The 11,727-nt window shown below is 62.3% G+C and carries 13 protein-coding genes; 5 read left to right on the forward strand and 8 right to left on the reverse strand.

Going from position 1 to position 11,727, the window contains the following annotated elements; translation table 11 throughout:
• From B552_RS0112975 to B552_RS0113005, 7 genes are all read right to left on the reverse strand, one after another.
• Positions 1–801: an acyl CoA--acetate/3-ketoacid CoA transferase subunit beta gene (locus B552_RS0112975; RefSeq protein WP_019449456.1), complete on the reverse strand. Its 801-nt coding sequence runs from the start codon at positions 799–801 to the stop codon at positions 1–3.
• A 23-nt stretch (positions 802–824) separates the two neighbouring features.
• Positions 825–1,715: a CoA-transferase gene (locus B552_RS0112980; RefSeq protein ID WP_019449457.1), complete on the reverse strand. Its 891-nt coding sequence runs from the start codon at positions 1,713–1,715 to the stop codon at positions 825–827.
• A 3-nt stretch (positions 1,716–1,718) separates the two neighbouring features.
• Positions 1,719–2,615, reverse strand: coding sequence for a VOC family protein (locus B552_RS0112985; protein ID WP_019449458.1), 897 nt, complete (start codon positions 2,613–2,615; stop codon positions 1,719–1,721).
• A gap of 183 nt (positions 2,616–2,798) precedes the next feature.
• Positions 2,799–3,515, reverse strand: coding sequence for an EthD domain-containing protein (locus tag B552_RS0112990; protein ID WP_019449459.1), 717 nt, complete (start codon positions 3,513–3,515; stop codon positions 2,799–2,801).
• A gap of 171 nt (positions 3,516–3,686) precedes the next feature.
• Positions 3,687–4,178 carry a hypothetical protein gene (locus tag B552_RS0112995; RefSeq protein WP_157160246.1) on the reverse strand — a complete coding sequence of 164 codons (492 nt, stop codon included), beginning with the start codon at positions 4,176–4,178 and terminating at the stop codon, positions 3,687–3,689.
• 320 nt (positions 4,179–4,498) lie between these two features.
• Positions 4,499–5,704 (reverse strand): DUF6402 family protein, encoded by a 1,206-nt coding sequence (locus B552_RS0113000; RefSeq protein WP_237718203.1) that lies wholly within the window; start codon positions 5,702–5,704, stop codon positions 4,499–4,501.
• Between the two features lie 206 nt (positions 5,705–5,910).
• Positions 5,911–7,098, reverse strand: a complete 1,188-nt coding sequence (locus tag B552_RS0113005) for a helix-turn-helix transcriptional regulator (protein ID WP_019449461.1) — start codon at positions 7,096–7,098, stop codon at positions 5,911–5,913.
• A gap of 260 nt (positions 7,099–7,358) precedes the next feature.
• Between B552_RS0113005 and B552_RS0113010 the strand changes: the two genes are divergently transcribed.
• The 5 genes from B552_RS0113010 to B552_RS0113030 all read left to right on the forward strand — a co-directional run bounded on the left by B552_RS0113010 (position 7,359) and on the right by B552_RS0113030 (position 11,571).
• Positions 7,359–8,189, forward strand: coding sequence for an SDR family NAD(P)-dependent oxidoreductase (locus tag B552_RS0113010; RefSeq protein ID WP_019449462.1), 831 nt, complete (start codon positions 7,359–7,361; stop codon positions 8,187–8,189).
• Between the two features lie 39 nt (positions 8,190–8,228).
• Positions 8,229–9,131, forward strand: coding sequence for an NAD-dependent epimerase/dehydratase family protein (locus tag B552_RS0113015; protein ID WP_019449463.1), 903 nt, complete (start codon positions 8,229–8,231; stop codon positions 9,129–9,131).
• 59 nt (positions 9,132–9,190) lie between these two features.
• Complete coding sequence (locus B552_RS29185) at positions 9,191–9,382, forward strand: hypothetical protein (RefSeq protein ID WP_019449464.1); 192 nt, start codon at positions 9,191–9,193, stop codon at positions 9,380–9,382.
• Between the two features lie 39 nt (positions 9,383–9,421).
• Positions 9,422–9,859 carry a universal stress protein gene (locus B552_RS0113025; RefSeq protein ID WP_019449465.1) on the forward strand — a complete coding sequence of 146 codons (438 nt, stop codon included), beginning with the start codon at positions 9,422–9,424 and terminating at the stop codon, positions 9,857–9,859.
• 341 nt (positions 9,860–10,200) lie between these two features.
• Positions 10,201–11,571 (forward strand): Fic family protein, encoded by a 1,371-nt coding sequence (locus B552_RS0113030; protein ID WP_026035612.1) that lies wholly within the window; start codon positions 10,201–10,203, stop codon positions 11,569–11,571.
• A gap of 9 nt (positions 11,572–11,580) precedes the next feature.
• Here B552_RS0113030 and B552_RS27480 read toward each other — a convergent pair.
• The coding region (locus tag B552_RS27480; protein ID WP_035879793.1) for an SDR family oxidoreductase at positions 11,581–11,727 on the reverse strand (147 nt) is incomplete at its 5' end.

An 11,727-nucleotide genomic window follows, 5' to 3' on the forward strand; every position in this document is an offset into this window, starting at 1 on the left:
TCACGCGCGTCCGGGGGGATTGCCGCGCACGACGGTCGCGCGCAGGTTGTGCGGGTCCAGCACGGCCATCAGACGCAGTTCTTCCGGCGTGGGCGCGGCGGTCTCTGGCAACGCCTCGCCCGGTGTATTGGCCAGCACGAAGCCGGTGGCGGCCTGCACCTGTTCCAGGCTCACGCCGGGGTGCAGCGAACGCACGCGGATGGCATGGTCCGGGCCGCCGAAGTCCATCACGCACAGGTCCGTCACGATCACGCGCAGGTCCACGAAGCTGCGCATGCCTTCGATGCGGCGCGCGGGGTTGTAGCCAACGCTGCAAACCATGTCGACCTCGCCCGCCACGAAGGCGCGCGTGTTATGAGTCGGCACGAAGAACGAGTTTGCATGGTGGGTGCTGTTGCCGGGGAAGCCGCGCGCACCAAGCAGTTGGGTCTTGGGCTGCGCGTGCGTGCCCCCCAGGCACGAGATATTGGCCTGGCCAAAGCGGTCGATCTGCGTGGGCATGACCAGCGCGTGGCGGCGTCCGCCCCACAGGCAGTCGAACACGCGTGAATAGCCCATCCAGCCGCTGGCGCGCACCTTGTAGCCCGCCTCGCGCGGGCCCAGCGGCACCGGCGTTTCCACGAGGTAGGCCTCGCCGTCGGTCAGCATCAGGCCCGGGTTGTGGGCCAGGCGCGCAAGCCCGGCGGCAATGCGCGGCCCGGTGCCAATGCCGGTGGCCAGCACCTCGCCGTCCTGCGCCCACTCGCGGGCGGCGGCGGCGATCATCAGCTCGGCACGGGTGAATTCATGAGAGGCGCTCACAGTCGCTCCTTGGGTTGGCAGGTTCAAAGTACCGGCAGCGGCAGGTCGCGCACATGGCCGAGGCCGCCGATGCGATCGAGGTACGCCGATTCGCTCGCCGCGATTACGTCGTTGCGGTACGCGGCAAAGCCGTCGCTGGCCTCCGCGCTGGCGCAGTACGCCTTCAGCGCGGGCAGGTCCCAGCCGTAGTCGGGGCCGCAGGACGTGGGGTGCGCACCGCCCGGTGCGTGCACCACGCCTGTCACCAGCGCACGCTCGAACGCGTTGCTGCGTGCGCGTGCCAGGTCTTCGTCCTCGATGCGCGCGTGCAGCGTTTCGCAGCTCACGTAGCAGCGCCGTGCGGCGCGTGCGAACCATTCGTCGAAGAACGGATCGGGGCCGTCGATGCGCGTGTTGCCAAGCACATCGCTCTCGTTCACATGCAGCAGCGCCGCATCGAGTTCGATCGCGGGCATCGCCACAAGGACCTCGCCGTCCGCGTAGGGCGAGCGCACGGTCTTCAGGTGCGGGTTGCGGTCCAGCACGTCGGTACCCAGCGCCACGCGCGTCGGCAGAAACGGCAGGCGCGCCGCCGCCGCACGCAGGCCAAGCTGCAGCATGCCTTCGTCCAGTTCCGTCACTTCAAGCTGGCCGCGCTCGCGCGCCTGCCGGAAGTAGGGCTCGAGCGGAATCACGTCGAGCGACACAAAGCCGAACACGAGTCTGCGCACCTTGCCGGCCGCGCACAGCATGCCCACCTCGGGGCCGCCGTAGGCCACCACGGTCAGGTCCTTCAGCGGCGAGCGCAGGATCTCGCGCACCAGCGCCATCGGCTTGCGGCGCGGGCCCCAGCCGCCGATGCCGATGGTCATGCCGTCAGCGAGCTGGCCGACCACGTCGGCCGCCGAGAGGGTCTTGTCGATTGTCTTGGTCATGGCTTAGCGGTATCCAATGCTGAAGTCGTGTCCCCACAGGCTGACGCGCGTGGCTTCGTAGGCGGCGTGGCGGCTCCAGTCCACCTCCAGCCCGCCGTGGCCGTATTCCAGGTCGAAGCCGCCCGGCGTCTTCATGTAGAACGAGGTCATGTGGTCGTTGCAGTGCTGGCCGAGCGTGGCGGACATCTTCACGCCGTGCTGCTGCACGCGATCCAGCGCGCGGCCAACCTCGGCCATGTCCGGCACTTCGGCCATCACGTGGATGCAGCCCGCATCGGAAGGCATCTCGAAAATCGCCAGGCTGTGGTGGCGCGCGTTGGCGCAATGCATGAAGTGGATGCGCTTCTCCGGTTCGGCCGGATCGCTGGTAAAGCGCACGCGGTAGATGTCCGACAGGCCAAAGCCCATCACATCGCGCAGGAAAGCGTAGGTTTCGTCAAAGGCCGGGGCCGGCAGCACGGCGTGGCCCGCGCCCATCGGATCGGTAATGAAGCGCGGCACGCCCACCGGCGAGACAAAGCGCAGGAAATCCGAACGCATGCCCCACGTGATCTCGTGGCGGTTGCCGGACGGATCGGTAAACCAGGCCATGGCCTGCACGCGGCGTTGCGCGAGTTCGGCGGCCGATGCCTGCACGATTTCAACGCCCGCGCGGCGCAGCGTGTCGAGTGCGTGGTGCCACGCCTGCTCGTCGGCCAGTTCCCAGCCGGAAGCCAGGTAGCGGTCCCGCGTACCCGGCACGATCAGGTAGCGGTAATCACGCTGGTCCATCTTCACGTACAGCGCGCCGCCCGGTGCGCCCGCACAGGCCATGCCAAGCACCTGCTCGGCGTAGTGGCGCCATTGCCCCAGGTCGGTGGACTCGACCACGATGTAGCCAAGCGCACGAATGTCCAACATGCCGGTCTCCTCTGGTTCGATATCGTTCCCGGTGTCTTGTCCGGTATCGAGGCGGGCTGCCGTGGCAACCCGCCGATGGAGACCATTCTTTCGCTTGCGGCCGCCCGGCACATCGTCCTCGTGGACTAGCCGGGTCAGGCCTGCTGGCGCCGTCTGGCGCCGATAAACGCCAATAAGGCGCCGTCAGGCGGCCGGCGCCAGGATGACGTACTCGCTGCTCGGCACCACGTCGATCTTGTCGAAGTCGATAAAGCGGTTGCAGCTTTCCATCATGGCAGCGAGGTTGCGCTGGAACTTCGCCTCGTCGCCCCGGGCATCGAAGAACGCCTGCGGATCGGTCATCGCCGCCTCCGGGAAGCCCTCCTCGACAATCGCGTCGAACGGCGGCGCCGAATACGTCAGCGCGCGCACCACCACGTTCTGCACATAGAGGAACGTGTCCTGGGTATCGATCGCCACCTGCGTGTGGTGGTTGTGCCAGGTATCAAGCCAGGCCTCGTGCGTCAGGCGCGGTGGCCGCCGCAGGAAGGCCAGTTGCGAAAAGCCTGTCGTGCGCTCGCCAAGGCGGGCCGGATGGCGCGTATTGGGGATCGGCCGCGATTCGGTGACAAGGTAGCCGGCCATGCGGCCAGTGGCGGCCTGCACGACGTCGTCGAACGGACGGCGCAGGCTGGCAATCGCACTGTCCACCCAGACCGAAACCAGCCCGTCCATGTGCGGCAGCGTGTTTGCCTGGCGCAGCCCCGCTGCGGGCGCTACCGCCGCATCCACCACATTGACCTGCACGCCGCGTGCACCGAGCGCGAGCAGCTCCTGCGCCAGTTCCGTGCGCAAACGGCGCGCGAATGCCTCCGGCTCCGTGCGCGCATCGCGCCAGACCACGTAGACGACTTTTTCCATATTCCCGACTCCTAGCGATGCGACCGCCGGCCACGTGCCGGACGGTCTGTTGAGAACGCCGATACAGCCGGCATTCAGGGTGTCGCGAGGATGCTAGGAGTGGGACCGGGAGCGTTCATCCCTCAATTGGACTAAGGGGAAGCCATCAAATTGGGAGAAATGGCGCTCGAGCTAAGGTAGCTTCGCCCGGAACCGATCCCACATGGTTGGCGGCAGGCTCACGTGCTCATGGGGTGAGTACCAGACTTTATTGCTACCCCATACCATGTCTACATCGGTGTCGTAATACAACCGCTCCGCAATCAATTCTCCACCACGCGCATCGTAAAGCCGAAACAGCAGGCCGAATTCGCTGCTGCCAAGGAAGCAAATTTCGCCGACATACGCGGGGGAGCTATTGGCCGGCCGTGCAAAGGCCGGTTGAATCTGACGCGTGCATTCGCCTACCTTCGATCGCTCCCATGCACCGTAGGCGTACGGGAATCCGACAACAACCGCAATCAGCAACGCCCAAACAAGATATCGGCGTCTCATAGATTTAACTCGATGGACCGATCCATACGTCGATGCACAAGCATTGCATTCATTATTGCTATTATTTTCATATTGTTTAGTGACCGCACCAAAACCTAAGGTAGCTTCGCTCGGAACCGGTCCAGCCATGTCGGTGGCAGCATCACGTACCCCTCTGATGTGGCTCCCATATTGTAATAGACGCGATCCTCGCCAAACACTACGCTCGGATCAAGATCGCTGTATGTTCTTTCTGCCAGTAATTCCCCGGTTTCCGAATCGTATAACCGAAATAATGTTCCATTTGCATAAGGGAGAAAACAAATCTCTCCAATATACAAACCACCCTCATTCTGGCGCCTGCAGTCGTGCGCCCCATTACGTTTATCAACCCCATCCAGATACGGAACTCCAATGACAATGAACGACAATATTGCGAATACCAACCCCTTCCATTTCATATCAGCCTCCTACAAATCGAACTCAATAATCTTCGGAGGATAAAATGGGACTCTGTGCACATTTGAATACAGGACGAGGTCACTACCCTGCCCATACCTTAATTGCCACCTCCTATAGTCCATGTTACGCACCGGATAATAGACACTATTCTCCGAAATAACACCGTTTCGCGCAACAGGATAGTTTGGCCAATCGGCCTTCGTAAGCTCACCAAAAATCGTTGAGATTGGTACAACAATAAATCCCGTCTTATTCCAGTGCCCAAGGTATTGCGTACCGCGCTGGTTCGACCGATCATGAAATGTGAACACATCACGCATGTAGATGCACACCTCATGAATTCTTAAACTGGTTCTAGTATGCGCCACGCGACGATATGAAAACCCACTAACAGCAGCGTAAAACGAAAAAGCGCCAAGGGATCCGTACAAATCATCCATCCATAGCCCATTCGGCCTGAAAAGCCCCCTCGCGAACATTTCCAATTTTGTCAGTTCATCATCATCGACATCAACTCTCTGATACTGAAAATCACGATGCCATCGCTGAATATCATTCTCGAGAATATTCCACGTATCAACGTAATACGGCGACGGCTGGCGCCTGGAAAACTTCAGACGCAGCGCCGCATTGGCGGCGGGATTGAACAACTTCAAATTGACTAGCTCATCGAATTTTTTCTTTGCGCGCGGGAACTGAAGAATCCACTTCAAATCGAACGTCTTAGTATCAACAGCAGCCGGCGGGAATGGCTTTCCTTCATGATTGATACCTCTTACTGCACCTTCATCCGTGTTCGCGTAGTTCAGCGGCCCCGCAAACCATTTGCCCATGACTTCCGCCGACTTTAGCCAACCAATTTTTCTCATCGCACCCGGTATATCCTGCAGATCAAAGGGCTTAACACGCGGTTTATGAATCGCTGGCGCAGCAGCAGGCGCAGGCTTCGGCGCGGGTGGACTGTTTGCCCACTCACGTACTTTGATGACGGCATCCACCAGCCCCTCAATCACTGAGGTCGGCGGATCTTTCGGCTTCGGTGGCGCTTTCGGTGGAAGAGGCGGAGGAGGTTGATCCCGGAGCGGCGGCGCCGGTTTGTTCATCGAGAGTTCGAATTCATCTGCGCTCTCGATCGTGCACTTGTTGTCTGCCTCTTTCCACCACGGCCCAAGAAGGCTTTTCCTCAGATACGGAAACTGATCTGCGTTTTCCATCAAGACTCAACCCCACGTTAACAAGCCTTCCTGTTTAGCGGGAGCGTTTGAAGAAAAACATCGTAGAAATCTTATTCTTTGCCTTTTGCGAATGAAAGTTTTTGCAAACAGATCTGCATCGCGCAAAGAACGCCGCAGCCCTCGCGAGGTGAATGGGCGTCCGAGGGAAGCGGAAGGTGGCAGCTAACCGTGCCAGTGGCAAATCTCTAGCCCAGCGCCACGACGCTGCTCAACAGCATGCGCACCAGCGTGGCCTGGCGCGTGACGCCGGTCTTGGAGAAGATCGAGCGCAGGTGCGCGCGCGCCGTGTTCTTGCTGATGCCCAGTTCGGTGGCGGCCTCGTCCAGCGTGAGGCCGTCTGCAAGCACCTGGGCTAGCGCGGTTTCCGCTGGCGTGAAGTCGAACAGCTTGCGCACCACGTCATGCGATGCACGGGACTTGCGCTCGGGGTCGCGGATAAAGACCGCACAGGCCGGCCGGTGCCGGTTGTCTTCCGCCCACTCGCTGAGCGGCACGGTGCGGACCAGCACGCCAAGCTTGCCGCGCCCAGACGGGCGCGTGATCGACATGGCTTCCGCAATGGCCGGGCCGCCGCCATGGTGGCCAAGATGCGCGCGCCGCAGCAGGTACTGGAACTTGCGGCTTTCCTGCGCGTAGGCAATCTCGAAGCTGCCGCCGTTCAGGCGGATGCCGTCGTTCTCGGCAAGGATCTCGTCGGCCGCCGGGTTCTTCTTCAGGATGGCGCCGGACTCGTCCAGTATCACCATGCCAACCAGCATGCGGTCGATGGTGCCGGCGTAGAGCGTGCGCTCGGACTCCACCACGTCAAGCCGCGAATGCAGGCGCACCGCGCGCTTCAGGTGCGGCAGCAGCATGGCGCACGCTGCCTTGTCCGTGGCGCTGAAGTCCTTCGCCGCATGCGGGCGGCAGATGCGCAGCCGGCACTCCACGCCGTCATCGGTGCGGATATCGGCCCCCAGCAGGTAGCGGATATCGAGCGGCTGCAGAAACTGGCGGTAGATCTCGCTGCGGCACCAGTTGGAGGTGCCGGTTGCCTCATCCACCGTGACGGCGCGATCGGTCGGCAGCTTGATGAACGGATCGATCGCGTAGTAGTAGCTGTTGTATGACGCTTCGGCCTCCAGCGAGGTGCCGTGCTCCGACGCATGCACGGCCAGGCCGCTGCGGTCACTGGCCGGCGAGCGCAGGATCAGGCTCACGTAGCTGGCGTCCACCAGCTTTCGCAGCATTTCAAGCGCGTGGCCCCACGGCACCATTTCCATCGGGCCCTCGTAGATGGCGGCCAGCAACTCGCCAAAACGCACCAGGTCAAGCCCGGACTGGTCGATCAGGGACGACGCCACTTCCGGCGCTGTCTCCGTAGCCATCAACATGCTTTTGTCTCCTCCACCTGTGCGGTGTGTATTGCCCGGCGCTCTGCCGGCACCTGGGCCAGCGGCGATTATAAGAACGCAGCGCGCCCGCGCCCCGCCCCGATACGTCGGTGTTTTCCCTGCCATGCAATCGGACGATGTTCCCGACGCCGCATGGGGCCAGAGTCCCGTGACGGCCGCGCCACTGTCCCCGCCCGCTGCGCGCACATCCAGTCGCCGCCGTTACTCCCCTTTCGCCACCCCAAAGGAGCTTCAGACAGATGGATTTCCAAGGCAGGACCGTATTGGTCACCGGCGGCGGCGCCGGTATTGGCCTGGCCGCCGCGCAGGCATTCCAGGAACAGGGCGCCCGCGTGGCCGTGATCGAGATCGACGGGCGGCGCGCCGACGAGGCCGCCACGCTGCTTGGCGCCGGCGGCAAGGATGCGCTGGTAGTGCAAGGCGATGTCACCTATGCCGCCACCGTGAACGCACTCGCCGCGCAGATCGGCGAACGCTTTGGCTCGCTGGACGTACTGGTCAACAACGTTGGCGACTTCCTGCGCATCGCCAAGCCGTTCGAGCAGTACAACGATGCCGACATCGACAGCCTCTACGCCGTCAACCTGGGCCAGGTTTTCACGGTTACGCGCGCGATGCTGCCGCTGCTGCGCCGTGGCCAGGCGGCCAGCATCGTCAACGTGTCGTCGATCGAAGGCTTTCGCGGCATCCCGAATTGCAGCGTCTATAGCGCGTTCAAGGCGGCCCTGACCGGCTTCACCCAGAGTCTGTCGCTGGAACTGGGGCCTGCGGGCATCCGCGTCAACCTGATCGCCCCGGAGACCACCGAGACATCGCAGGTGCCAGTGTCGCTGGTCGTGGCCGAGGAACACCGGCACCAGATGCCGCACTGGATTCCGCTGGGCCGCTTCGGCACACCGCGCGATATCGCCGACGGCATCGTGTTTCTGGCAAGCCCGCGCGCCGCATGGATCACGGGCACAGCGCTGCACGTGAACGGCGGCGCACTGGCTGCGTCCGGCTGGTACCGCGACCCGAAGGGCACCTGGACCAACATGCCGGTGATGTCCGGCAATGGCATGAACCTCTGACGGCTGCACGCAGCCATCCACCTGACCAAGGAGACACGCATGAAAATACTGATCGTCGGCGGCGCCGGCATGATTGGCGGACACGCCGCCCTGCACCTGCGCAGCCTGGGGCACGCAGTCACCATCGCCGGACGCAACCGCCCCGCAGCGGGCACACCGCTGGGTGAACTGGACTACCTGCGCTGCGACTACATCGCCAACGACTTGCCCGCCGACCAGCTTGGCCAGTTCGATGCACTGGTCTTTGCCGCCGGCAACGACGTGCGCCACCTGCCGTCCGGTGGCGACGAAGCGGCGCACTGGGAACGCGCAAACATCCAGGGGGTGCCGCGCTTCTTCCGCGCGGCGCGCGATGCGGGCATCCGCCACGCCGTGCATGTCGGCAGCTTCTATCCGCAGGCCATGCCGGGACTGGTTGAACAGAACGCGTATATCCGCTCGCGCAAGCTGGCCGACGAAGGCGTACGCGCGCTTGCCGGCCCGGACTTCCACGTGGTGAGCGTCAATGCACCGTTTGTGGTTGGCACCGTGCCGGGCCTGGAGGTGCCGATGTTCAAGGCCTACACCGCCTATGCGAAAGGCCACCTTGGGCCGCTGCCCGACTTTGCGCCGCCGGGCGGAGTCAACTTCATTTCCGCCGCATCGCTGTCGGAGGCCATCGAGGGCGCGCTGCTGCGCGGCGAAAATGGCAAGGCCTACCTCGTGGGTGACGAGAACCTGACGTTCCAGGACTACTTCGGCGCGTTCTTCCGCGAGGCCGGACGCCCGGTGCCTCCCGCCATCGACCAGGAACACCCGCTGATGCCAGACGCCGCCATCTGCTTTGGCCGTGGCAATACGCTGTACTACGAACCCGATGCGGCCGAGACCGCGCTGCTTGGCTATCGCCGCCAGGACATCGCGCGCACCGTCCGCGAGATCGTCGCGCAATACGGCGGCTAACGGGAAATGACGCAGGCGCGGCAGCTGCCCCCGGGCCGCTGCCGCGTTTTGCTTTGAACATGTCCGACCACTGGAAGGTGCGCGTCGGCCGACGTGCCAAATTGACGCCGGGTCTGCCGCGGTTCTGGTGGGCGTTTGGCCTGGACCAGTACGTGCACGTACTGCGCCAGTTGCAGCAAGAGGACGGCAAGACCATCATGCTAGTCGAACGGAATGCCCCTGAAGTCGGCCCGCTGTTTCTCGAGGCCTGACACGCGGAAGCGCTCGGGCTCCGCCGCAAGGAGACCATCATGTTCAAGCATATGCTCGTGGCCGTAGACGGCTCAAGCTTGTCCGATAGGGCCTATTGCAACGCCATCGAACTGGCCCGGCCGCTGCTGGCCAGCATCACAGCCATGCAGGTCGTCGCGCACTATGACGTGATGCGCCTGCAGACCGCCATGCTGCAGGAAACCCGGGAGCGCTACATGCAGGAAGCGTACCGGCAGGCCGAGGAGTACCTGGCGACAATCGAGAAGGCCGCCGCCGCGGCAGGCGTCACCTGCGATACCGCTTGTGTCACCGGCGACCATATCTTCCAGGCCATCCTGGACGAGGCCGAGGCGAGGCAATGCGATTTGATCGTGATGGCATCGCACGGGCGGCGCGGGTTGCAGGCGCTGCTGATCGGCAGCGAGACGCAGAGGGTGCTGACGCACACCAGGATTCCGGTGCTGGTCTACCACTAGTGGATTTCCACTGCCAACTCACGTCTTAGGTCGGATGGGCCGCAGCCTGTTCGAGCCAAGATACATGCGTCCTGAGAACGACCAACGAACGACCAACGTCGTCAAACTCGGTCCGTCCAACACATGTAGGAAATGGTCGAGGTTGACGTCCTTGCCATCGCAGGCAGGATTCGCGCCTGCTCATGAGCCTTCGCGGCATGCAACGGGCCGTCAAGCAAATCATGCATCACTTATGGCGCGATAATTCTCATACTGCGCCAAATTTGCTTCGATTTTTGGCGCAGTTTGAAAAACTGCGCCACAATTGCGCCACCTCTCAAGCAAACTGCGCCACGACCCACATGTCCACTGCCCACGCCCTGCTGGAAAGCATTCGGAAAGCCTCCAGGGGATTGATGCTCGCCGAGTTGCTGGCACAGCATCCCGAAGTTGCGCGGCGAACAGCACAACGCTGGATCAGCCAATGGATCGATGACGGACAGATCACGGCGATCGGCGAAGGGCGCGCCCGTCGTTATTTCGTGGTGAACGCGACAGAGGTTGTGGCGATCCCCCCAGAGCAAGATCAGTTCCCGGGTTACATTCCGCTTTCCGCCGACAGCCGCGACATCGTGGCGTACATCGATCAGCCCCCAGAGGCGCGCAAGCCCGTGGGGTACCAACGCGACTTCCTTGATGCCTATCGACCCAATGTCACACGATATCTGTCGGAATCGCTTCGGCGTCAGCTACACAAGATGGGCAAGACCGCGCAGGCTGATGCCCCTGCTGGAACCTATAGCCGGGCAATTCTGAACCGGCTGCTGATCGACCTGTCATGGGCATCGAGTCATTTGGAGGGCAACACCTATTCCCGCCTGGACACCCGTGAACTGATCGAGCACGGGAAGGCGGCACAGGGCAAGGCGGCCATCGAAACACAGATGATCCTCAACCACAAGACTGCCATCGAACTGCTGGTGGAGAACATCGGGACGGTGGGTTTCGACCGCTATACCTTGATGAACCTGCATAGCGCCTTGTCGGAGAACCTGTTGCCCAACCCTGCCGATGAAGGCCGGATTCGTCAGCACGCCGTGGACATTGGCAAGAGCGTCTACCGCCCCCTGCCAGCACCACAGCAAATTGAGGAGGCACTAGATGTCCTGATCGAGAAAGTGAATCAGATTGCCGATCCCTTCGAACAGTCATTCTTCGTGCTGGTACACCTGCCATACCTGCAGCCATTCGCGGACGTCAACAAACGCACCTCGCGCCTGGTGGCCAATTTGCCACTGTTCCGTACAAACCTTTGTCCGCTCACGTTCCTGGATGTACCGGAGCAAGCTTATAGTCGCGCCATCCTTGGCACGTATGAGATGACCCGCGTCGAATTGCTGCGCGATCTCTACGTTTGGGCCTACGAGCGCTCAACGCAGGAGTACCTGGCCATCAAGCAGGATCTGGCAGAACCCGATCCGCTACGCCTTGCCTGGCGTGATGTGATCAAACAAACGATCCGTGACGTCGTGCTGCAACCGGATCAGGATGCGCTATCCGTGATTCGGCATGCCGTCATGGCAAAAGTACAAGAAGCGGATCGTGACAACGTGCAAGGGCTGATCGTAGAAGAGCTCCGGCGCCTGCACGAGGGCGTACTGGCCCGATACGGCTTGCGCCCCTCGGAACTCACAGCCTGGAAGGTATCCCAAGTGGCGGGGCCAGCCAACTGATCGCTTTTCTTACAGGGCCGAAACAAGCTGCGCGTTATCGATGCGCAGCTCCGCCCCGTTGATGAAGCGCGACTCGTCGGACGCCAGGAACAGTACAAGGTTGGCCACGTCCTCGGGATCACACATGCGTGCCATCGGGTCGGAACCGATGCCAAG

Source organism: Cupriavidus sp. BIS7 (assembly GCF_000292345.1).
Lineage (GTDB): Bacteria > Pseudomonadota > Gammaproteobacteria > Burkholderiales > Burkholderiaceae > Cupriavidus.

Coding starts and splice junctions, on each gene's coding strand:
- B552_RS0112990 (WP_019449459.1), bottom strand. CDS start 3,515: ATGGAAAAAGTCGTCTACGTGGTCTGGCGCGATGCGCGCACGGAGCCG.
- B552_RS0113030 (WP_026035612.1), top strand. CDS start 10,201: ATGTCCACTGCCCACGCCCTGCTGGAAAGCATTCGGAAAGCCTCCAGG.
- B552_RS0113015 (WP_019449463.1), top strand. CDS start 8,229: ATGAAAATACTGATCGTCGGCGGCGCCGGCATGATTGGCGGACACGCC.
- B552_RS0112985 (WP_019449458.1), bottom strand. CDS start 2,615: ATGTTGGACATTCGTGCGCTTGGCTACATCGTGGTCGAGTCCACCGAC.
- B552_RS0113010 (WP_019449462.1), top strand. CDS start 7,359: ATGGATTTCCAAGGCAGGACCGTATTGGTCACCGGCGGCGGCGCCGGT.
- B552_RS0113005 (WP_019449461.1), bottom strand. CDS start 7,098: ATGTTGATGGCTACGGAGACAGCGCCGGAAGTGGCGTCGTCCCTGATC.
- B552_RS29185 (WP_019449464.1), top strand. CDS start 9,191: ATGTCCGACCACTGGAAGGTGCGCGTCGGCCGACGTGCCAAATTGACG.
- B552_RS0113000 (WP_237718203.1), bottom strand. CDS start 5,704: ATGGAAAACGCAGATCAGTTTCCGTATCTGAGGAAAAGCCTTCTTGGG.
- B552_RS0112995 (WP_157160246.1), bottom strand. CDS start 4,178: ATGGCTGGACCGGTTCCGAGCGAAGCTACCTTAGGTTTTGGTGCGGTC.
- B552_RS0112980 (WP_019449457.1), bottom strand. CDS start 1,715: ATGACCAAGACAATCGACAAGACCCTCTCGGCGGCCGACGTGGTCGGC.
- B552_RS0113025 (WP_019449465.1), top strand. CDS start 9,422: ATGTTCAAGCATATGCTCGTGGCCGTAGACGGCTCAAGCTTGTCCGAT.